General features: G+C 71.2%; 15 protein-coding genes. 8 read left to right on the forward strand and 7 right to left on the reverse strand.

The window, feature by feature from the left end:
- The first annotated feature begins 208 nt into the window (after positions 1–208).
- Positions 209–5,785, forward strand: coding sequence for a glutamate synthase-related protein (locus tag QRN26_RS13890; RefSeq protein WP_285037233.1), 5,577 nt, complete (start codon positions 209–211; stop codon positions 5,783–5,785).
- Between the two features lie 23 nt (positions 5,786–5,808).
- Positions 5,809–7,644, forward strand: a complete 1,836-nt coding sequence (locus QRN26_RS13895; RefSeq protein ID WP_285037234.1) for a sulfite reductase subunit alpha — start codon at positions 5,809–5,811, stop codon at positions 7,642–7,644.
- A gap of 40 nt (positions 7,645–7,684) precedes the next feature.
- On the opposite strand, the gene QRN26_RS13900 is transcribed toward QRN26_RS13895, so the two are convergent.
- Together QRN26_RS13900 and QRN26_RS13905 are read right to left on the reverse strand one after the other, a co-directional pair.
- On the reverse strand, positions 7,685–8,830 hold the full coding sequence (locus tag QRN26_RS13900; RefSeq protein WP_056012849.1) for a 5-(carboxyamino)imidazole ribonucleotide synthase: 1,146 nt from the start codon (positions 8,828–8,830) through the stop codon (positions 7,685–7,687).
- Between the two features lie 128 nt (positions 8,831–8,958).
- On the reverse strand, positions 8,959–9,525 hold the full coding sequence (locus QRN26_RS13905) for a PH domain-containing protein (protein WP_285037235.1): 567 nt from the start codon (positions 9,523–9,525) through the stop codon (positions 8,959–8,961).
- Between the two features lie 99 nt (positions 9,526–9,624).
- Between QRN26_RS13905 and QRN26_RS13910 the strand changes: the two genes are divergently transcribed.
- Positions 9,625–10,437, forward strand: coding sequence for an EI24 domain-containing protein (locus tag QRN26_RS13910; protein WP_285037236.1), 813 nt, complete (start codon positions 9,625–9,627; stop codon positions 10,435–10,437).
- Here the strand turns inward: QRN26_RS13910 and QRN26_RS13915 are convergent.
- The gene (locus QRN26_RS13915; protein ID WP_285037237.1) at positions 10,421–11,209 is read right to left on the reverse strand and encodes a biotin--[acetyl-CoA-carboxylase] ligase; all 789 of its coding nucleotides are present in this window, start codon (positions 11,207–11,209) and stop codon (positions 10,421–10,423) included. The two genes, QRN26_RS13910 and QRN26_RS13915, sit on opposite strands and share 17 nt — an antisense overlap.
- A 140-nt stretch (positions 11,210–11,349) precedes the next feature.
- Between QRN26_RS13915 and QRN26_RS13920 the strand changes: the two genes are divergently transcribed.
- Complete coding sequence (locus tag QRN26_RS13920) at positions 11,350–12,951, forward strand: acyl-CoA carboxylase subunit beta (RefSeq protein ID WP_056012855.1); 1,602 nt, start codon at positions 11,350–11,352, stop codon at positions 12,949–12,951.
- On the forward strand, positions 12,948–13,199 hold the full coding sequence (locus QRN26_RS13925) for an acyl-CoA carboxylase subunit epsilon (protein ID WP_056012857.1): 252 nt from the start codon (positions 12,948–12,950) through the stop codon (positions 13,197–13,199). Before QRN26_RS13920 ends, QRN26_RS13925 begins: the two co-directional genes overlap by 4 nt.
- Before the next feature lie 341 nt (positions 13,200–13,540).
- Here QRN26_RS13925 and QRN26_RS13930 read toward each other — a convergent pair whose 3' ends face one another.
- From QRN26_RS13930 to QRN26_RS13945, 4 genes are all read right to left on the reverse strand, one after another.
- Positions 13,541–14,602, reverse strand: a complete 1,062-nt coding sequence (locus tag QRN26_RS13930; protein WP_056012859.1) for a DUF8320 family protein — start codon at positions 14,600–14,602, stop codon at positions 13,541–13,543.
- Positions 14,599–15,849 (reverse strand): sensor histidine kinase, encoded by a 1,251-nt coding sequence (locus QRN26_RS13935; protein ID WP_285037238.1) that lies wholly within the window; start codon positions 15,847–15,849, stop codon positions 14,599–14,601. Before QRN26_RS13935 ends, QRN26_RS13930 begins: the two co-directional genes overlap by 4 nt.
- A complete protein-coding gene (locus QRN26_RS13940) occupies positions 15,839–16,495 on the reverse strand; it encodes a response regulator transcription factor (protein WP_056012862.1) in 657 nt (218 codons plus the stop codon). Before QRN26_RS13940 ends, QRN26_RS13935 begins: the two co-directional genes overlap by 11 nt.
- Before the next feature lie 77 nt (positions 16,496–16,572).
- Entirely contained in the window at positions 16,573–17,877 is a 1,305-nt protein-coding gene (locus QRN26_RS13945) for a class I SAM-dependent RNA methyltransferase (protein ID WP_056781626.1), read from the reverse strand.
- A 61-nt stretch (positions 17,878–17,938) separates the two neighbouring features.
- Between QRN26_RS13945 and QRN26_RS13950 the strand changes: the two genes are divergently transcribed.
- From QRN26_RS13950 to QRN26_RS13960, 3 genes are all read left to right on the forward strand, one after another.
- Positions 17,939–18,589, forward strand: coding sequence for a Maf family protein (locus tag QRN26_RS13950; protein WP_056012868.1), 651 nt, complete (start codon positions 17,939–17,941; stop codon positions 18,587–18,589).
- A gap of 96 nt (positions 18,590–18,685) precedes the next feature.
- Positions 18,686–20,446 carry an ATP-binding protein gene (locus QRN26_RS13955; RefSeq protein ID WP_056012871.1) on the forward strand — a complete coding sequence of 587 codons (1,761 nt, stop codon included), beginning with the start codon at positions 18,686–18,688 and terminating at the stop codon, positions 20,444–20,446.
- Positions 20,447–20,500: 54 nt separating this feature from the next.
- Positions 20,501–22,138, forward strand: a complete 1,638-nt coding sequence (locus QRN26_RS13960; protein ID WP_285037239.1) for a helix-turn-helix transcriptional regulator — start codon at positions 20,501–20,503, stop codon at positions 22,136–22,138.
- Positions 22,139–22,158 lie beyond the last annotated feature (20 nt).

Here is a 22,158-nt window from a genome sequence, read left to right on the forward strand (position 1 = left end):
CCTACGCCGATCGACCGGGTTCGGCCGATTACGGTTGAGTGGGCGTGACGGCACGGTTACTATCGGTACACCTCCATTCATGCAGACGACGGCCGCCGCACCCAGCGCCCGCGTCGACACGGACCCACCCTCCAGCGACGTAGACCCGGTCCCGTCATCTCACCGTCTCCGGGCCGTCCAGCGCCCGCATTCCGAGGGGTACCCCGTCGTGATCTCTTCCTCCGTCCCACCGCGCCCGCGCGCGTCCGCAGCAGCACCCCGTCCCGACCTCGTCGATCGCGAGACCGACAAGAGCGATTGCGGCGTCGGGTTCATCACCCGGAAGGACGGCGTGCAGAGCCACGACGTCATCGCCCTGGGCGACACGGCCCTCTGCGCCATCCCGCACCGCGGCGGCATGTCCTCCGAGGGCGTCGGCGACGGCGCCGGGGTCCAGGTCGACCTCTCGGTCGACTTCTTCAGCGCGCTCGTCGGCGAGCAGCTCGTCGCCGGCCGGTTCGGCGTGGCGAACGTCTTCCTGCCGGTCGACCACGGCCGCACCGCGGACGCCGAGGCCCTCATCGAGCGGGCTCTCGGCGAGGCGGGCTTCACCGTCCTGCTGGCCCGCGCCGTCCCGACGGTCGACGCCGTCCTCCGCCCGAAGGCCGTGCCGTACCAGCTCCCGATCCGCCAGTGGGTCTTCGCGTCCACCGACGACGCGACCGTCGAGGAGCTCGACCGACGCGCCCACGCGGCCCTGCTCGCGATCGAGGCGGTCGCGTACACCGACCTCACCCTCGACGGCCTGTACCCGCTGTCGCTCAGCACGCGCACCCAGGTGCTGAAGGGACGACTGAACGCCGGCGAGGTCATCCCCTACTTCGCCGACCTCGCCGACCCGCTGCACCGCGTCCGCACGCTGGCCTTCCACACGCGCTTCTCCACCAACACCGCACCGCACCCGTCCATGGCGCAGCCGTTCCGTCTCATGGCGCACAACGGTGAGCTCAACACCGACCGGAAGAACCGACTGTCCGAGACGGCGCTCGCGGCGTCGCGCGGGCGGAGGATCATCCGGGCCAGGGGGCAGTCGGACAGCTCACGGCTCGACCAGACGCTCCACAGCCGGGTCGTCGAGGACGGACTGGAACTCCTCGAGGCGGTCGTGTCCGTCATGCCGCCGGCGTGGGAGAACGACCGCACGCTGAGCCGCGAGGTTCGGGCGATGCTCGAGTACTTCTCCCTCGTGGAGGAGAAGAACGACGGCCCGGCGGCGCTCATCTTCAACGACGGGACGACCGTCGGCGCCCGGCTCGACCGCCTCGGTCTGCGCCCCCTGCGCAGCGTCGAGACGGAGGAGTACCTCTGCGTCACCTCGGAGGCCGGACAGCTCCCGTTCCCGGACGACGAGGTCGTCCACCGCGGACGCATCGAAGCCGGCGGGATGCTCGCCTACGACCACCGCACCGGCACGCGCCTCCGCACGGGCGAGGCGCTCGAGCTGCTCGCCGCACGCAAGGACTACCCGGCGATGCTCGCCGCGGCCGCCGTCGAGCTCGACGCGCTCGAGGACCACGGCCAGACCAGCGCAGCAGCAGCGGTGGACGAGGCGTTCCCGTACCGCGGCGGTTTCGGCCAGGTGCAGCGCTACGTCGCCTACTCGCTCAACCAGGAGAGCTTCAAGTTCATGACGGACCCGATGCTGGCGTCCGGCAAGGAGCGGATCTCCGCCATGGGGTACGGCAACGCCATCAACGCGCTGTCCGACCAGGAGGGCGGTCTGGCGAAGTACTTCTCGCAGCGGTTCGCCCAGGTGACCAACCCGCCGCTCGACAGCATCCGTGAGGCCGACGGCATGACCCTCCGGGTGGCGCTCGGTGCGAAGCCCGGGAGCGGGACCGTCGGCACGAAGCAGCTCATCCTCCGCTCGCCCATCATCAGCGAGGACGAGCTCCGACGGCTCGGGACGCAGCAGGAGTCCCCCGTCGCCTGGTTCGACATCCTCTACCGCCCCGAGGCCGACGCGCAAGCGAACGCCGACGCGCTCGAGGACGCCGTCGAGCGGGTGGCCACCGAGGTCGCCGCCTTCGCGGCGGTCAACGGCGGCATCGCCGTCCTCAGCGACCGCGGCGTCGACACCGAGGCGGCCGCCCTTCCGCTGATCCTCGTCGTCGCGGCCGTCAACCAACGCCTGATCGACGACGGGCTCCGGCTCCGGGTCTCCCTCGTCGTGGACAGCGGCCAGCTGCCGTCATCGCACCACGTCGCGTCGGCACTCGGCTTCGGCGCGTCCGCGGTGCACCCGCTCGCGGTCCGGCTGCGAGCCGAGCAGAAGCACCCCGACGAAGCCGACGCCGCGTTCCACCGCTTCGCCGCCGCGGCCGAGAAGTCGCTGTTGAAGACGATGGGCCGAGTGGGCCTGTGCACCGTCGAGAGCTACATCGGCGGAGAGTTCTTCGAGCCGAACTACCTCGACACGAGCGACCCGGTGCTCGCCCGCGCCTTCCCGCACCTGCGCGCCCCGGTCGGTGGCGTCGGCTTCGCCGGCATCGCCCGGACGGCGAGCGCCTGGCACCGGCGCGCCCTGACCACCACGGCCGAGGCCGACGTGCCGCTCCTCGGTCTGTTCAAGGAGCGCGCGGAAGGGGCCGGTCACTCCTACGGGACGACGGCCGTCCGCGGCTTCGTCGACCTCACCGAGGAGGCGGTGCAGCTCCCCCGCGTCGACACCGCGGCCGTCGACCGGGAGGGTGGCACGCTCGGGGACGACCCGCTGCGCCTCCACACCATCGGCGACCTCGAGGACGCTTTCGGGATCGACGACGACGCCTACCAGCACACCTCCTTCGACGCGCTCGACGACGACGAGATCGACGCGTTCACCATCACCCCCGGGTACCGCTCCTTCGTCCAGTCGATGACGACCGAGCGGCGGCGTCGCCCGGCGGCGCTCCGCGACGTGCTCGTCCTCCCGGAGGACATCACCCGCCTCACCACCCCGGAGGAGTTCGCTCGCGAGCTCGACCGGCTCGGCCCGGTGGGCAACTCCTCGATCGTCGTGCGCGGTCTGCGGGCGACGCGGACCGACCAGGGACGGCACCGCCTGCAGCTCACCGGCCCGCTGGCGGGCGACCTCGCCCGCGTCTCGGCGCTCGGCGAGTACTACGTCCGCCGGTTCAGCTCCGAAGTCACGGGCCACTGGATCTCGGGCGGCGACCTCATCGTCGAAGCGGTCGGCTCGGCCGACGACTACTTCTCCATGCTCGTCGAGGGCGAGGAGAGCATCTCCACTGACCTCGTGCAGCCCGCCAGCGAGATCACCCGCGCGCTCGCCTCCGGGGCGATGAGTCACGGTGCCCTCGTGGCGACCGCCCACGAAGCCGTCGCGCACGGCACCAACATGGTCGGCGGGATGTCGAACAGCGGCGAGGGCGGCGAGCACCTCTCGCGCTACGGGACGATCCGCGGCTCGCGCATCAAGCAGTTCGCCTCCGGCCGGTTCGGGGTCTGGGCCGGCTACCTCGCCGACCCGATGCTGCAGGAGTTGGAGATCAAGATCGGACAGGGCGCGAAGCCCGGCGAGGGCGGTCAGCTCCCGGCGCCCAAGGTGACGGTGGACATCGCCGCCGCCCGCGGTGGCACCCCCGGCATCGAGCTCGTCTCCCCGCCGCCGCACCACGACACCTACTCGATCGAGGACCTCGCGCAGCTCATCCACGACTGCAAGGCGGCCAGAGTCCGCGTCGTCGTCAAGCTCGTCTCCTCCGAGGGCATCGGCACGATCGCCGTCGGCGTCGCCAAGGCCGGTGCGGACGTCATCAACGTCGCCGGCAACACCGGCGGCACGGGTGCGGCAGCGGTCACGAGCCTGAAGTACGCCGGCCGCAGCGCCGAGATCGGCATCGCCGAGGTCCACCAGGCCCTCAGCGCGAACGGTCTGCGGTCGAAGGTCACCCTGCGCTGCTCCGGCGCGCACCAGACCGGTCGCGACGTCGTCATCTCCGCCCTGCTCGGCGGCGACAGCTTTGAGTTCGGGACCACCGCGCTCATGATGCTGAAGTGCGTCATGGCGAAGAACTGCAACGTGAAGTGCCCGGCCGGTCTCACGACGAACCCGGAGACCTTCGACGGCGACCCCCGCGCGCTCGCGCAGTACCTCCTGAACATCGCGCACGACGTCCGTGAGCGGCTCGCGATCCTCGGGCTCCGCTCGCTGCGCGAGGCCCGCGGCCGCACCGACCTCCTCCACCTCGTCGACCACCCGGCCGCCGTCGCCGACCTCGACCTGCGCGCCATGCTCGCGGTCGTCCCCGAGGTCGTCGTCACCGACCCGGTGTACCTCGAGAAGGACTTCACCCTCGACGACGCGCTCATCGAGCGGGTGCGGGCCGGGCTCTTCGACGAACGTCGGACCACGATCGACCTCGGCGCGACCGACGGCGACGGCGGGATCCGGCTCGGCAACCGCTGGCGCTCCGTCGGCGGGCAGCTCGCGATCGACCTCGAACGTCTGCTGAACCACGAGCTCGACGACGCGCAGGCGGCGGCGACCCCCTCGGTCGTCACCGACGATCGCGGCCACCGGTCGCTTGGCGCCGACACCGTCACGATCCGGACCGAGCACTCGGCCGGGCAGTCCTACGCGGCGTTCTGCGTCGACGGCCTGCACTGGCGGCACACCGGCACCTGCAACGACGGCGTCGGCAAGAGCGCCTCGGGCGGCACCATCGCGATCCTCTCCCCCGGCGGCGGCAGCCCGGAGCCCGGCGGCAACGTCCTCATCGGCAACTTCGCGCTCTTCGGGGCCACCGGTGGGCGCACCTTCGTCCAGGGCGAGGCAGGCGACCGGTTCGCCGTCCGCAACTCCGGGGCGACCGCGGTCGTCGAGGGCGTCGGTGACTACGCCTGCGAGTACATGACCAACGGCGCCGTGCTGAACCTCGGCGGTTTCGGCATCGGCTTCGGCAACGGCATGAGTGGCGGTTTCGTCTACCAGTACGACCCGCGCGGCGAACTGCCCAGCAAGGTCAGCGCCGACTCGCTCCTCCTCGGATCGATCACCGAGGGCGAGCAGGCGGCCTTCCACGAGGCGGCCGTGCTCCTCCTGCTCGACTGGCACGTCGAGGCGACCGGCTCACCGCTGGCGTCCCGGCTGCTCGCCGACTGGGCGACGGCCAGGCACCACTTCGTGTTCGGCATGCCCCGCGCGCTGCTCCTGTACCAGGACAGCGACGCCATCCTCGCGGCGAAGAGCCGGAAGGAGCTCCTCGACGAGCTCGGTGCCGCGCTCGCGGCGCAACAGCTCCGCACCTTCAAGCTCGACTACCGCGACCGCCGACCGGTCCGCGGCGGTCGCGCACCGGGTCTGGGCGAGCCCGCGGCGGACCCGCAGGACGTGTACGCGCTCCTCACCAGCTACACCGTGCTCAAGCTCGCGCAGGAGGTCGCCCTCACCCGGACCCCCGGCGTCGACGACCCCGCCCACCCGACCGTGCAGGCGGCCGTCCGCACGCTCATCCTGACCGAGGACTTCTTCGTCATGCAGCGCGTGCAGCGGGCGGCCCGCGAGCTGCTCGAACGCTACGACGACGCAGCCCTCGCCGCGATGATCGCCGCGAAACGCCTGCACGACTACACGGAGGCGCTGCGCCTGCGGAACGTCCGGTCGATCGACCACCCGGGGACCACCGGGTGGATCATGCACCAGCACGCGAAGAACCGGGCCCGATCCGGTGCGACCGGTGGCACCGAAGCACTCCTTGCATCGGCCGCTCTGGCCGAGCTGACACTGGCGGGCCGCCGATGAGCGCGCCCGGTCTGGAAGGGACCATGAGCGAGACGCAGACCCCGTCCGCCGTCGGGCCCCGCCCGGTGCTCTTCGAGGCGCTCGCGGCGCTCGGCAGCAGCACCGACGATCCCTTCATCCCCGAGGACGCACCGTTCAGCCCGGAGCAGCGGGTGTGGCTCGCCGGGTTCCTGGCCGGTGTCCGAGCGAGCACCGTCGACGGTTCCGAAGCCGCCGCACGCACACCGCAGCTGGCCCTGCACGTCCTCGTCGGTACCCAGACGGGCACCGCGGAGGCGATCGCGGAGGACCTCGGTCGTGCGGCGTCCGGCTACGGGGTGGCGACGACGACCACCGGTCTCGACGACGTCGAGGTCGACAAGCTCCCGTCGATGGGTCACCTCGTCGTCATCACCTCGACGTACGGCGAGGGCGAGATGCCGGACAACGCCGAACTGTTCTGGGAGGCGCTCCAGGCGAGCACCGCTCCCCGACTCGACGGCCTGAAGTTCTCCGTCCTCGCCCTCGGCGACTCCGGGTACGACGGCTTCTGCCAGGCCGGGAAGCTCATCGACACGCGCCTCGAGCAGCTCGGTGCGGAGCGTGTCCTCGCCCGCGTGGACTGCGACGTCGACTACGAGGAGCCCGCCGCGGCATGGACGACCCAGGCCCTGTCGCTCTTCGGCGCCCTCGCGCCGGCGACCGCCGACGGCGCGGCGACCCCGGCCGTCCCGGCCGCCGCCCCCGCGAAGAAACCGGGCCGCACCCGGTCGCCCTGGACCCGGAAGACGCCTTACGGGGCGACGCTCGCGGTCAACCGGGTCCTCTCCGGCGCGGCCTCCTCGAAGGAGATCCGACACTACGAGTTCGACCTCGCCGACAGTGGTATCGAATACGCCGCCGGTGACGCCCTCGGCGTCATGCCGAGCAACGACCCGGCCCTCGTCGACGCGATCATCTCCGAACTCGACGCGGATCCCGACGACGCCGTGGACGGCTCGACGCTCGCGGAACGACTCACCAACGGCTTCGAGATCCGCACCCCGTCGAAGGACCTCGTCGCGGAGCTCGCCGAGCGCTCGCCGGACTCGGAGCTCGCCGGGATCCTGGCGCTCGCCCAGGCCGAGACGCTCGACTCGTGGTTGCGCGACCGCGACATCCTCGACCTCCTGCGGTCGACCTCCGTCCGGTTCGACGCCGCCACCCTCGTCGACGTCCTGCGCCCGCTGCAGCACCGTGCGTACTCGATCTCGTCCAGCCCGCTCGCGGCCGACGGACGCGTGCACCTCACGGTCGCGAGCGTCCGCTACGCGGTGGGCGACCGCGTGCACGGCGGTGTGGCCTCGACGCACCTCGCCGACCGCGTCGCCGAGGGCGGGACGAGTGGCATCTTCGTCTCGGCGAACGCGGCGTTCCGCGTCCCGTCCGACGACGACGCCCCGCTCATCATGGTCGGTCCCGGCACGGGCATCGCCCCGTTCCGCTCGTTCCTGCAGGAGCGCCGTGAACGCGGCGCGACCGGTCGGAACTGGTTGTTCTTCGGCGACCAGCACCGGGCGCACGACTTCATCTACGAGGACGAGCTCGGTGAGCTGCTGACCGGAGGGGTCCTCGACCGCCTCGACCTCGCCTTCTCCCGCGATCAGCGCGAGAAGGTGTACGTCCAGACGCGCATGCGCGAGAACGGCAAGGAGCTGTACGCCTGGCTCGAGGAGGGCGGCCACTTCGCGGTCTGCGGAGACGCCTCACGGATGGCGAAGGACGTCGACCAGGCGCTGCACGACCTCATCGCCGAGCACGGCGGCCGGTCCACGGAGGCCGCCGCGGAGTACGTGCACACGCTGAAGCGCGAGAAGCGGTACATCCGCGACGTCTACTAGGAGCCGCGCTCCGGTCCCTGAGCTCGTCGGAGGGCGCCGATCAGGCGTTCTCGGCGCCGAGCAGGGCGGCCGCGGCGCGTGCCTCGTACACGACGTCGTCGAGTTCATCGCCTGCGACGTTCACGTGGCCGACCTTCCGGCCGGGCCGCGGATCCTTGCCGTAGGTGTGGACCTTCGCGACCGGGTGCGCGCCGAGGACCTGCGGGTACCGGTCGTCGAGGGTGCCCTCGGTCGGTCCACCGAGCACGTTCACCATGACGGTCCAGTCGCGGTGACACCCCGTCGATCCGAGCGGCAGGTCGAGGACGGCGCGGAGGTGCTGCTCGAACTGGCTCGTGACGCTGCCGTCCTGCGTCCAGTGCCCGCTGTTGTGCGGACGCATGGCGAGCTCGTTGATGAGCAGGCGGTCGTCGTCGGTCTCGAACAACTCGACGGCGAGGACACCGGTGACCCCGAGCGCGGTCGCCACGGTGACGGCGATCTCCTCGGCGGTGTCCGCGAGGCGTCCGGCGGATCCCGGCGCCGGAGCGATGACCTCGCTGCACACGCCGCCGAGCTGCACCGTCTCGACCACGCGCCACGGCACCACCTCGCCCGAGGGCCGGCGGGCGACGAGCTGGGCGAGTTCGCGTCGGAAGGACACCAGCTCCTCGACGAGGAGCGCGCCGCCGTTGGCGTCCTCCGACAGCGCCGTGAACCAGTCGTCGACCTCGTTCGGGCCGTGGACGACCCGAACACCCTTGCCGTCGTAGCCGCCGCGCGGGGTCTTCACGACGCCCTTGCCGCCGTGCTCGGCGAGGAAGGCGGCGAGTTCCTCCTGGTCGTGGACCCGCGCCCAGTCCGGGACCGGGAGCCCGAGCTCGGTGAGCCGCTCGCGCATGAGCAGCTTGTCCTGGGCGACGGCGAGCGCGTCCGGCCCGGGGTGCACCTGGACCCCGGCGTCGACGAGGGCGCGGAGGACGTGCTGCGGGACGTGCTCGTGGTCGAAGGTGATCACATCGACCGTCTCGGCGAAGGCGAGGACGGTGTCGGCGTCGCGGTAGTCGCCCACCTGCACCGTCGCCAACCGGGCGGACATGCCCTCCTGCTCGGCGAGCACGCGGATGTCGAGTCCGAGGTTGATCGCCGCCGGCACCATCATCCTGGCCAGCTGACCGCCACCGATCACTCCGACGCGAATGCTCATGGGTTCACTCCAGCTCTCCGGCGACCGGCCGGCGGGTCTCGTAACGGCAGGCGGGACTGGCGGATCCGGAGGCGGATCGGCTGAGCCCCGACTCCAACATCGTACCGGCCGGGTCGGACCCGGTCAGGTCAGCGGCGGACGGGCGGCTGGGTCGGCGATTGTCCGGACGACTGGGCGGCCGGATAGGGGGCGGCGATGCTCTGGTTCTCCGCCACGAGCTCGTGGAGGGCGTTCTGGACGAGGACGGCACCCGGAACGTCCCGCAGGACGACCGGCAGCTCACCACCGGAGGCGACGCGCACGTTGCCGCTGCCGAACGCGCTCTGCACCCAGCTCTTGTGCACCGTGATCCCATACCCACGTGCGTGGTAGAGCTCCTGGCGGGACCGGACGAAGAACCCCCGGCGGACGATGAGTCGCCGGGTGGTGATGACGTAGCGGACGGACAGCCAGGCGACGAACGGCAGCACGCAGGCGAACAACACGATCACCCCGCCGCCGATGAGCACGGCCCAGTTCTGCCACTCGAGGTCGAACGAGCCGAAGACGTACGCTCCGACACCGCTCACCGCGATGAGGAGGAGGGCGGGGAGCAGGAGCCGCCGGGCATGCGGACGCAGGCGTGCGACCACACGTTCGGTCGCCGCCGCGGGAGGGGCCGGCCGGCCCGGCCCCGTCATACCGGGATCAGCCATGCTCCCATTCTTAGCAGTCGTCGGAACCCGCCGCCTGCTCCCACCCCGCTCGTCGGCAATCCCGATCGGCGGGTGTCCGCCTCCGACTAGCATGAAGGCGTGAAACCGGCCGACAGCACCGCACCCACGGGCCGGCCTCCCGGCGTCTTCGCATCGTTCTTCGAGGGGGTCGGCGTCCTCCTCGGCGGCTTCCGACTGTGGGGCACCTCGCCGAAACGGATGCTGCTCGGCATGGTCCCAGCGGCGATCGTGGGCGTCGTCTTCGTCGCGCTGCTCGTCGTCCTCGGCCTCAACGCGGCGGCGATCGTCGACTGGGCGACACCGTTCGCGGACACCTGGGACGAGCCGTACCGCTCGTCCGTCCGGGTCGCCGCCGCTGTCGCGTTGATCGCCGTCGCCGTCGTGGTCATGCTGTACGCCTACGCCGCCGTGACCCTGCTCGTCGGCGACCCGTTCTACGAGCGGATCTGGGCGGACGTCGAACGCTCACTCGGTGACGCTCCAGCGGAGTCCGGCGAGTCGGCCTGGCGCGGGCTCCTGACCGGCATCGGGCGCTCCCTCGGCCTGTTGCTGCTCACCATCCCGACGGCGGCCGTCCTCTTCCTGCTGGGGTTCATCCCGATCATCGGTCAGACGGTGGTCCCGGTGGCGGGTGTCGTGGTGAGCGGCTGGTTCCTCACCCTGGAGCTGACCGGCTACGCCTTCGACGCGAGAGGGTTGTCGGTGCGCGAGCGGCGGCGCGCGCTCGCCAAGCGACGGTCCCGCACCCTGGGGTTCGGGACCGCCGTCGCAGTGCTCTTCCTCGTCCCCGTCCTGTCCGTCCTGGTGATGCCTGCGGCCGTGTCGGGTGCAACGGTGCTCGCCCGTCGAGCGCTCGCCGAGGCGGACGGCCCGCTCAACGCACGTGCGTGACGTCGCCGGCGGCCACGGCCACCGGGGCGCCACCGTCGCTCGGCCGGACGACGAGCCGCCCATCGGGGTCGATGCGCTCGGCGGTACCGGTCAACGTCCCGCCGCCCGGCAACTCGACGCGGACCGAACTGTCGAGTGTCACGCAGTGTTCCGTGACCGTCGTGCGGAGACCGCTGGCCTCGGCGTCGCCTGACGCCTCGAGGTACGCGTCGTACAGCCGCCCGAACGCGCGGAGGTACCCGGCGAGGACCGTGTCGGGATCCGGGTCGGCGAGCCCCTCGAGCAGGAGCGAGGTGGACCGGTCCGTCGGCAGTTCGCCCGCTCGCTGCCGCAGGTTGATCCCGGTGCCGACGATGGCACCGTCGCCGGTCGGCAGCAGTTCGGAGAGGATACCGGACACCTTCCGGCCACCGATGAGGACGTCGTTCGGCCACTTCACCCCGGCGGGCACCCCGAGATCCTGGAGCGACGACGCCAGGGCGGCTCCGGCGAGCAGCGGCAGCCATCCGTAGGCCTCGAGCCCGAGGGGTCGGCCGGACGGCGTGACCGGCCGGAGCAGGATGGACACGGCGAGCGAGGCTCCAGGAGGCGTCGTCCACACCCGACCGAGACGGCCCCGTCCGTTGCGCTGGTCGTCGGTGACGACGACCGAACGGTCCGGCCAGCCGCCGCCGTCCTCGCGGGCCCTGATCGCGAGTTCGTCGTTGGTCGAGCCCGCGTGCTCGAGGATCTCGAGGCGCGGGACGAGGGCGGCGGTGCTGGGCAGATCCATGCCGACCACCCTACTGAGGAGCGCCGTCCGAGCCGCCGACGCACGCACCTTCGCTTGGCCGATGTCGACAACGGATCTCGATGGTGCTTGTACGCGATCGTCAACGGGTTCGCCGGGGGGCCACCGGGTAAGGTGAAAGTGTGACCGACGAAACCGCCTCCGGCCCTGACCTGTACACGACGGCCGGGAAGCTCGCCGACCTCAAGAACCGCTATCACGAAGCCGTGACGGCGAGCGGCGAAGCCGCCATCGAGAAGCAGCACAAGAAGGGCAAGCTCACCGCGCGGGAGCGCATCGAGCAACTGCTCGACCACGGCAGTTTCGTCGAACTCGACGAATTCGTGCGGCACCGCACCACGGCGTTCGGCATGGACCGCTCGCGGCCGTACGGCGACGCCGTCGTCACGGGCACCGGCACCATCCACGGTCGACAGGTCGCCGTGTACTCGCAGGACTTCACCATCTTCGGCGGTTCGCTCGGCGAGGTCGCCGGCGACAAGATCATCAAGATCATGGACCTCGCCCTGAAGACCGGCGTCCCGATCATCGGCATGCTCGACTCGGGCGGCGCCCGCATCCAGGAGGGTGTCGTCGCCCTCGGCAAGTACGGCGAGATCTTCCGCCGCAACACGCAGGCGTCCGGGGTCATCCCGCAGATCTCCATCATCATGGGTCCGGCCGCCGGTGGCGCCGTCTACTCCCCCGCCCTCACCGACTTCGTCATCATGGTCGACAAGACCAGCCAGATGTTCGTGACCGGCCCCGACGTCATCAAGACGGTCACGGGCGAGGACGTCGGCATGGAGGAGCTGGGCGGCGGGTACACCCACAACACCCGCTCCGGTGTCGCGCACTATCTCGCGAGCGACGAGCCGGACGCCCTCGACTACGCCAGGACCCTCGTCGGGTTCCTGCCCGACAACAACCTCGCCGAAGCCACCGTCTTCGACGTCGAGGTGGAGCTCGAGACCACCGACGAGGACCGCCGACTCAACACCCTCATCCCCGACTCCCCGAACCAGCCGTACGACGTCAAGACGGTCATCGAGCACGTGGTCGACGACGGCGACTTCCTGGAGGTCCAGCCGCTCTTCGCCCCGAACATCGTGATCGGCTTCGCCCGCGTCGAGGGCCGCTCCGTCGGCGTCATCGCGAACCAGCCGTCCCAGATGGCCGGCACCCTGAACATCGAGGCCGGCGAGAAGGCCAGCCGCTTCGTCCGCTTCTGCGACGCGTTCAGCATCCCGATCCTGACCCTCGTCGACGTCCCCGGCTACCTGCCCGGCACCGACCAGGAGTGGACGGGTGTCATCCGGCGCGGCGCGAAGCTGCTCTACGCCTACGCCGAGGCCACCGTGCCGCTCGTGACCGTCATCCTGCGGAAGGCCTACGGCGGCGCCTACATCGTCATGGGCTCCAAGCAGCTCGGTGCCGACATCAACCTCGCCTGGCCCACCGCCGAGATCGCCGTCATGGGCGGTCAGGGCGCCGTCAACATCCTCTACCGCGGCGAGATCAAGCGGGCAGAAGAGGCCGGCGAAGACGTCGCGGCGGTGCGCACCCGCCTGGCGAACGAGTACACCTACAACGTCGCGAGCCCGTTCCTCGCCGCCGAGCGCGGCGAGCTGGACGGCGTGATCGAGCCCGCAGCCACCCGCGTCTCGGTCATCAAGGCGTTGCGAGCGCTCCGGACGAAGCGCGCGAGCCTGCCCGCCAAGAAGCACGGGAACATCCCGCTGTGAGCGACACCGGCCGGCCGGACACGACGGAACCCTCGGCGATCGACCTCCGGATCGTGCGGGGCGCCCCGAACGACGAGGAGATCGCGGCCCTGACCGCCGTCTTGAGCGTCGCGATCGCCGAGCAGGCGATGCGCGACGCCGACACCGCGCCGCCGCCGCGCATCCCGTCGACCTGGGAACGGACGCGTCGCCAGCTGCGCAGCGGGATCACCCCGGGTCCCGGTCACTGGCGCGCGTTCACGGGCTGAGCGCCCGCGACTCCACGGAGCGCTCGTCCTCCCGGTCCACCGTGGGGGACGGGTATGTCCTCCATAGTGCCGACTGTCGGGGGTACCCCTGATGGGGGAAGATCATTCTCGAGAGTTGAGTCTCATCGAGACCACTTCACCAGCTTCTGCTCCATCTAGGGTAAGCGGGCAGAAGTTCGGGGGCGGGTCAGAGCGGTATTCGGGTTACCGCTCTGACCCACGAACTCCAAGGAGGGCCAGCATCGGGTGCTGGCCCTCCTTCTCGTTCACGTGGGTGTGCTGAACGGCCGCCCATGCCGATCGACTGCAGCTCGCGATGATCCGAGGTTCCCGCTCGAGGATCACTCCGCTTCGGCGGCCGCCTGGCGTCCGAGGTCGGCGCGCGATCCGTCCCGCGGGATCTCGAGCCAGACGTCGAGGTCCTCGTCATCGTCGTCGGGGCCCGGCGCGACGCCGGGAACCGGGGGCACGGCACGCAGCCCGACGACCGTCACCGCGACGCGATCGTCGTCCGGCACGCTCCGCACGATGAGGCGCGTCGCGGCCGAAGCCGCGAGCGTCTCGGCGATCTGCGCATGGATCGCGTCGAGGACCTCGGCGTCCAGCTCCTCGAGACCGCCCTCGTCGAGCATGTTCACGACCGCGCCCCGACGACGAGCGGCGAGGACCTCGGCGCGCACCGCGTCGCTCAGGAGGTGGCGGCCCCGGATCTCGTCGCGGAGGCTCGCCTCCAGCGTCCGGCACTCGGTCCGGTCGGCGACCGAGAGTCTGCCACCGTTCGCGATGATCGTGCGCAGCATCGGTGTGGCGAGCCGGCCCGTCTGGCTGAGGCGTCGCCGTCGCTCGTGGACGTGGGCGTACTGGGCTGCCTGCCAGTCCGAGGTCGCATGCTCCGCCTGGGTGAGTCGCTCGGCGTCGTGCTGGGCGCCGGCGATCGACCGGGTGAGCACGCTCGCGAGGACGACCCAGATGAGGCTCCCCGTCACGCCCATGCCGAGCGCCAGGCCGGGGCCGGCCCAGACCAGGGACTGCACGGTGAGGAAGATGATCCCGAGGTAGGCGATCAACTCGCGTTGCCGGACCACCGTGATCGTCATCAGGGTCCCGATCGAGGCCACATGCCAGGTGGCGTAGCCGTTGTTCCGGGTGGGGTCCAGCTGGCTCGTCACGAGGAGGGGGACGATGATGGCGGTCGCGAGGTTGAGGCTGGCGAGCCACGAGGGCATCCGGGTCGATCCCATCGGCCAGAGGCTCAGGACGCTCGCGACGGCGTAGACGAGCATCGCGATGAGCACCGGCACGGCTTCACGCGGCGTCTCGAGGGTCAAGGCGGCACGGAGCAGGTGGTAGGCCGAGAACAGGGCGGCGAGGATGACGAGCGCGTACCGCGGGGCCGGGGTCATGAGGCGTCCTCCGGAGACCATTCGATCCGGATGACGGCTCCCTCACCGGGCCGGGAGAGCACGGTCGAGCGGCCTCCGACACCGGCCATGCGCTCGACGATCGACACCTTGAGGCCGAGCCGTTCCTCGGCGACCGCGTCGGGGCAGAATCCGACCCCGTCGTCGCTGACGGTCACGCAGACCCCGCCCGACACCGTCCCCTCGATCGCCAGGCTCCGCGCGACGCCCTGGCCGGCATGCTCGACGCTGTTGACCATCGCCTGCACCGTCGCCCAGTACACCGCGTTCGCGACCGTCACGGGGAGCACCCGGCCGGACGCCCCCTCGGTCGTGACCGTGAACGGTTCGCCGAGCATCGACGCCGCACCGCGCAGGCGCTCGACGAGTTCCGCGAGGCCCGTGACCTCGTCCTCGTTGGTCATTGGCGCGCCGACCCCCTCGAGTTGCTCGATGGCGACCCTGGCCATCATCACCGCGAGCGCCTCGGACTTGGGGGTCATCGCGCGGTCGGCCGCGAGCAGCGACGCGAGGACGCTGTCGTGCACGATCGAATCGACCTCGACCCGCTCCACCTCCGTGGCGTGCTGTTTGACGGCGGCGTCGTACGTCGACAGCGCGGCGGCCCTGGCCACGTCGACCCGGCCCGCCAACACCCGGAAGAGGCCGACCAGGACGACGATGAGCCCGCCGATGATGGTCGCGTACGAGGCATCGAGCGTGCCGATCTCCCAGGAGGCAGGGGCGAAGTCGGCGTCGATGATGCGGTTCACGCCGTACATGAGCGAGGTGACCACGAGGTACACGATCGCTCCGCGCAGTTTGAGCGGGACGCAGGCGAAGGCCACCGCGATCGTGCAGAGGTACCAGATCCACGGTTCCTGGTTGATGTCGGCCGGCGCCGGTGCATTCACCGCGGGCCAGATGAGCAGTGCGACGAAGAACACCGCCGCGAAGACGCCGGATGCGAGCCGATGGTGCCAGAGGAAGAAGCAGCAGCCGATGGCCACCCCCATGGACCCGAAGACGGCCACGACGTAGAGGACGCCGATCCAGCCGTCGATCTGGACACCCTGGCCGAGGGTGGTGAACGCGGTCTGCAGGCCGAAGACGAGCCCGATGATCGCGACCGATCGGCCGAGGAGGCGCTCGAAGTTGGCGGTGTTCAGCATCCGGCGCTGAGCCTGGGCATCCTTCGTGTCCGCGGGGATCGCGGGATGCCTGGTCGGTGCCCGGAAGCTAGGAGACATCCGTCCCGCCTTGATCGAGGCCGGGGAGGATCCCGTCCTCGACCGCGCGGCGGAGCAGGTCGACCTTCGTCGGTGCCGGACGACCCACCTCGACGTACTTCACGCGGATGCGGTCGATGTGCTCACGGGCCGTCGAGTAGGCGATCCCGAGCTGCATGGCGACGGTCTTCAGCGGCAGGCCGGAGGCGTAGAGGTGCAGCACGTCGCGCTCGCGCCGACCGAGTTGTGCGCGGGCGAAGTCGCTGTCGGCGTCGATCGCGCTGGCCCACTCGATGTTGTTGAGCGCCTCGCCGCGGGCGACGGTGGCGATGGCGGCGATGACGGTGTCCGTCGGTGACGACTTCGGGATCACCCCGGACGCCCCGGCGGCCAGCGCCTCGCGGACGAGCGCCACCCGGTCGGCGATGGAGTGGATGAGCACGTGCGCGCCCACCGCCTGCACCGCCTGGATGTTCGTCGTCGGGGTGCTGCCGTCGGAGAGGGAGAGGTCGAGCACGACGACGTCGGGGACCACTCCGTTCAGCGCGGCGATGCACTCGACGGCGGTCGGGGCACTCGCCACGACCTGATACCCGGCGTGCGCACACACCGCTTCGATCCCGAGCCGGACGGACTCGTGATCATCAATGATTGCGACGGTCACCACGGCACCATCGTAGCGAGTGCCGGACCCGTCGGGCGGGACGGCTGTGGAGCGAGTCGGTCCGCCCGGGTGCTCGCCGTTCAAGCCGTGCGGGTGAAGCCGGCGACGGCCTCGAGGTGGTGGGTGTTCGGGAAGAGGTCGTAGGCGGCCAGGTGGCCCAGTTCGTACCCCTGCTCGGCCAGCAGGGCCACGTCGCGTGAGAGCGCGATGGGGTCGCAGGCGACGTAGACGATCGACGCGGGGCGCAGTTCGCCGAGCATCGCGACGATCTCCGCGCCGGCGCCCGACCGCGGCGGGTCCAGGACGACCGTCGCGGTGGCGTAGCGGGAACGCTCGATGCGGCTGCCCGAGGCGATCTCCGACCGCAGGAAGGCGTCGACCTTGGCGGTGACCGCCTGCGCGCCGACCCACTCGGACAGGTTCTCCCCCGCGTACTCGGTGGCGCGCTCGTCGCTCTCGACGGTCGTGATGCGCGTCGTGGAGCCGAAGCGGTCGGCCACGCCGGCGGCCAACAGCCCGACACCGCCGTAGAGGTCGAGGTTCGCGGCGCGGGCGTCGAAACGCGCGTCGTCGATCGCGTCGGAGACCGCCTGCTGCAGGGTCGTCGCGGCCTGGCGGTGGACCTGCCAGAACCCGTTCGCGTCGACGATGAACTCGCGGTCGCCGACGAGCTCACGGATCGGATCGGCCGCCGGACGGACCGGCTTCGGGCCGCCGCGTCGACCACGGCCGCCGCCGCGTCGCCGGTCGCCGCCTCCGGCCTCGTCGGCGCGGGTGAGGACGCGGACGGCTCCGGTCGAGGAGGCGACGATGTCGATCGACGTGGTGCCGTGCGGCAGTTCCTCGAGCCGCGCCGCGTCCGCGACGGCCTCGATCGCGAGGGGCAGGTCGTCGACGGGGACGACCTGGTGGGACCGCGCGGCGTAGGGACCGATGTTGCCGTGCTGGTCGACGTGCAGCGAGACCCTCGTGCGCCACCGCGTCCCGTCGGGCGTCTCGCCGTCCACCGCGGACACGGTGAACTCCGGTGCGACCCCGGCGAAGCGCTCGAGCCCTTCGGCCAGGACCTGGTGCTTCAGAGCACGCTGGTGGGCCAGATCGATGTGGCCGAACTCGGCGCCGCCGGCCCGTTCGCCCGGATCGCGGTCGACGGAGGCCTCGGCCCACACGTGGGGGCGGCGGTGCTCGGACGGCGTGAGGACCTCCAGGGTCTCCGCGCGCCAGAAGCGCTTCTCGTTCTCGTCGACGATCCGGGCCCTGACCCGTTCACCGGGCAGGGTGTCGGGGACGAAGACCACGCGGCCCTCGTGCCGAGCGACGAACACACCCCCGTGGGCTACGTTGGTGATGTCCAGTTCCACGGTGCGTCCAGTCGTCGTGCTCATGCGTCGAGCATGTCACACGGGTGACCGGCGGGGGTCCACCGTCCTCCCGGAAGGAACCGCCGTGCGTCTCACGCTCGCCTCAACGTCCCCGGCCCGGCTCGCGCTGCTGCGGTCGAGCGGCATCGAACCGGTCGTCGTCCCGTCGTCGGTGGACGAGGACCAGGCGGTCGCGGACGCCACGCACGCCGCCGGAGCGCCGCTGACCCCGGAAGCGGTCGTGGCACTCCTCGCCCGGGCGAAAGCCGAGGCCTCGCTGCGGGTGGTCGTCGATCGCGGCGACGAGGTCGGCCTCCTCCTCGGGGGCGATTCGGTCTTCGTCCTCGACGGCGTCGTCCACGGGAAGCCGCACACGGCCGAGCGGGCACGCGAGCGGTGGCGGGCACAGCGCGGGCGGACCGGGACGCTGTACTCCGGCCACTGGCTCATCGACGGCACGCGCCCCTCGCCGGTCGGGGTCGGTGCGGTCGCCTCGGCCGAGGTGTCCTTCGCCGACGACCTCGACGATGCCGAGATCGACGCGTACATCGCCTCCGGTGAGCCGCTCGAGGTCGCCGGAGCGTTCACCATCGACAGCCTCGGTGCAGCCTTCATCACCCGGATCGACGGCGATCCGTCCACCGTCGTCGGCCTGTCCCTGCCGACGCTCCGGCGTCTCGTCCGCACCCTCGGGCACGACTGGCATGCGCTCCGCAATCGCGCCGGAGCCCTGTGACGCTCATGCTCTTGTAGGAGTCGCATGTCGTTCCACCAGCTTTTCTGTGCGTGTGGTCCAAAAGCCGACCCGGCCCGCCCGGTAGGCTCGTGGACTGTGCCACGTATAACCAAGGTCCTCATCGCCAACCGTGGCGAGATCGCCGTCCGCGTCATCCGAGCCGCGAAGGACAGCGGGATCGCCTCCGTCGCCGTCTACGCCGACCAGGATCGCGACGCCATGCATGCCCGCCTCGCCGACGAGGCGTACGCGCTCGACGGGACGACGAGCGCCGAGACCTACCTGGTCATCGACAAGCTCCTCTCCATCGCCCGACGGTCCGGCGCCGACGCCGTGCACCCCGGCTACGGGTTCCTCGCCGAGAACGCCGACTTCGCGCGCGCCGTCACGGCCGCCGGCCTCATCTGGATCGGGCCGTCGCCGGAGGCCATCGAACGCCTCGGCGACAAGGTCTCCGCCCGCCACGTGGCCGAGAAGGTCGGTGCCCCGCTCGCGCCAGGCACCCTCAACCCGGTCTCGGGCGCCGAGGAGGTCCTCGATTTCGTCGACATCCACGGCCTGCCGGTCGCCATCAAGGCGGCCTTCGGTGGCGGCGGACGCGGCCTCAAGGTCGCCCGCGAACGCGAGGAGGTCGCCGAGCTCTTCGAGTCCGCGACCCGTGAGGCCATCGCCGCGTTCGGACGCGGCGAGTGCTTCGTGGAGAAGTACCTCGACCAGCCGCGGCACGTCGAGACCCAGTGCCTCGCCGACGCGCACGGCAACGTCGTCGTCGTCTCCACCCGCGACTGCTCGCTGCAGCGCCGCCACCAGAAGCTCGTCGAGGAGGCACCGGCACCCTTCCTCACCGAGGAGCAGAACACCGAGCTCTACCGGGCGTCGAAGGCGATCCTCAAGGAGGTCGGCTACCTCGGTGCGGGCACCTGCGAATTCCTCATCGGCAAGGACGGCACCGTCTCCTTCCTCGAGGTCAACACCCGACTCCAGGTCGAGCACCCGGTCTCCGAAGAGGTCACCGGCATCGACCTCGTCCGCGAGCAGTTCCGTCTCGCCGAGGGCGGCGTGCTCGACTACGACGACCCGAAGCCGACCGGCCACTCCTTCGAGTTCCGCATCAACGGTGAAGACCCGGGACGCGGCTTCCTCCCGCAGCCCGGACCCATCCACGTCTTCAAGACCTTCGGTGGCCCCGGCGTCCGCCTGGACTCCGGCGTCACCGCCGGCGACACGATCTCCGGCGCCTTCGACTCCCTGCTCGGCAAGATCATCGTCACCGGTCGCACCCGCGAGGAGGCGCTCGAGCGCAGCCGCCGCGCCCTCGACGAGTTCGAGGTCGCCGGACTCCCGACGGTGATCCCCTTCCACCGGAAGATCGTCCGCGACCCGGCGTTCACCGCGGAGGACGGCACCTTCGGCGTGTACACGCGCTGGATCGAGACCGAGTTCGTCAACGACATCGAACCGTGGGACGGCTCCATCGACGCCCAGCAGGTGCCGGCGACGCGATCCACCGTGGTCGTCGAGGTCGGTGGCAAGCGGCTCGAGGTCAGTCTCCCGGGTGGCCAGCTGGGGCTGAACGTCGGCGCACCCGTCGCCGCCCCGGCCCCGCACCGTCGCGGCGGTTCCACGGTCGTCTCCGCGGCGACCGGCGACGCGGTCTCCGCCCCGATGCAGGCGACGATCGTGAAGCTCGCGGTCGCCGAGGGCGACGTCGTGGTGAAGGGCGACCTCGTCGTCGTCCTCGAGGCGATGAAGATGGAGCAGCCCATCACCGCGCACAAGGACGGTACGGTCGGCGCGATCGACGCGACGGTCGGCACGACCGTCTCCTCAGGGCACCAACTGCTCACCATCAGCTGACCCGCCGTTCAGTCGACGGCGCCGCCCGGCTCACGGCGGCGATACGCTGAGCAGGTGTCAGCAGCCGACCTCCTCGAAGACGCGTTGGATCGTGTGGCGAACTTCGACGCCTCCGGAGCGATCGCCCTGCTCGAGTCGGTGCCGGGTGGTGGCGCCGACCCTCGACTCCTCGCGCTCCGCTCCTACGCGCGCTTCACCGCCGCGGACTTCCTCGGCTGCCAGCACGACGCGGCGGCGGCCGTCGCCGCGTCCGCGGGTGCCGACCGGACGACCAGACTCCTCGCGCTCGGCGCGGCCGGGCTCGCGCTCGGGTCCGACCGGTCACCGGACTCGATCCTCGAGGGGTGCTTCGAGGAGGCCATGTCCCTCGTCGAGGCCGGTGGCGACCTGGAGCCGTCCATCGCCTGGCTCGTCGGCTACCTGCTCGTCGAAGGCGCCGTCGTCAACGTGCTGATCCACGTGGCGCGCCGGTTCGCCGATGCGTTCAGCGAGGAGATCGCCGCAACGCCCACCCGACTCTTCCGCACGCTCGTCGACGGCGTCGTCGCTCGGCTGCTCCTCAACGAGGGCCGCGTCGCCGAGGCCGAGGCGGCGGCACTCGCCATGTTCGAACGGGCCTCCAGCGAGCCGACGACGCTCTACGCGGAGGCCGTCCAGTGTCTCGTCGCGGGGAACCGGGCCGAGCAGGGTGCGACCCGGACCCTCGCTCGGCGCGTCCGGCAGGCCATCCCCGAGCCGACGGGCGCCTTCCAGACGACCTGCTACCTCCTCGTCGGGTACGGGCTGGCCGCCCTCGCCGACGACCACGGTGCCGCCGCCCTGGCTCGGAGCGCGTCCGGGAACGACTTCAGCGGGCTGTCCGTCCAGGACCGGGCCCTCGCGATCGAACTGCTCGTCGCCAGCGCGTTCGTCGACGGTGACGTCGTCGAACTGGAACGTCTCATCGGCTTCATCGCCGACGACGTCGACCGACGGGTGCCCGGCCCGGCGATCCTGCGCATGCAGTGCAAGCTGGAGCTGCTGCGAGGCGATCCGGCCAGTGCGCTCGCCCTCGCCCGGACGGCGGCCATGCGTGCGCTCGCGGACGGGCGCATGCTCGAGGCGGGGATCGGGGAGATCCTCGCCACCCGCGCGCTCATCGCAATGTCCGACCGCACCCAGGCGGTGCGCGAGCTGTCCGCCCTCGCCGAGCAGGCCGACCGTGGCGGACACACCGCGGCCACCCGATCGGCCGCCCGCGAGTTGAAGGCCATCGGACGACGTCTCGCGCCGATCGCGGGATCCGGCTGGGACGGCCTGTCACCCCGCGAGCGCGAGGTCGCCCTGCTCTCCGCCGAGGGCAACTCAACGGCGCAGATCGCGTCGGTCCTGCAGCTCTCCTCCCGGACCGTCGACGCCCACGTGACGCGGGTGCTCGCGGCGTTCGGGATCGTGTCCCGGCGCCAGCTCCCCTCGAGACTGCCGGCGACCCTCCCGCTGAGCGCCGTGCCCGTCCCGACGGTGCCACTGACGCCGCGGCAACGGGACCTCACGGAGCTCGTCGCAGACGGACTGTCGAACGACGAGATCGCCGCGACCCTCGGGATCTCCCGTAAGACCGTGGAGAAGCACCTCAGCGCGGTGTTCACCGCGTGGTCGGTGCGCTCGCGCGTGGCCGTGGCCAGGATCGTGCTCGCCAACCGCCCGGCCTGAGCCGGAGAGCGCGACCGGCC

Origin of the sequence: Plantibacter sp. ME-Dv--P-095, assembly GCF_030209365.1 — a bacterium.
Lineage (GTDB): Bacteria > Actinomycetota > Actinomycetes > Actinomycetales > Microbacteriaceae > Plantibacter.

What these genes read in the sequence shown, in the direction of transcription:
- QRN26_RS13895 (WP_285037234.1), top strand. Translation starts at nt 5,809, where the DNA reads ATGAGCGAGACGCAGACCCCGTCCGCCGTCGGGCCCCGCCCGGTGCTC.
- QRN26_RS13900 (WP_056012849.1), bottom strand. Translation starts at nt 8,830, where the DNA reads ATGAGCATTCGCGTCGGAGTGATCGGTGGCGGTCAGCTGGCCAGGATG.
- QRN26_RS13905 (WP_285037235.1), bottom strand. Translation starts at nt 9,525, where the DNA reads ATGGCTGATCCCGGTATGACGGGGCCGGGCCGGCCGGCCCCTCCCGCG.
- QRN26_RS13915 (WP_285037237.1), bottom strand. Translation starts at nt 11,209, where the DNA reads ATGGATCTGCCCAGCACCGCCGCCCTCGTCCCGCGCCTCGAGATCCTC.
- QRN26_RS13930 (WP_056012859.1), bottom strand. Translation starts at nt 14,602, where the DNA reads ATGACCCCGGCCCCGCGGTACGCGCTCGTCATCCTCGCCGCCCTGTTC.
- QRN26_RS13935 (WP_285037238.1), bottom strand. Translation starts at nt 15,849, where the DNA reads ATGTCTCCTAGCTTCCGGGCACCGACCAGGCATCCCGCGATCCCCGCG.
- QRN26_RS13945 (WP_056781626.1), bottom strand. Translation starts at nt 17,877, where the DNA reads ATGAGCACGACGACTGGACGCACCGTGGAACTGGACATCACCAACGTA.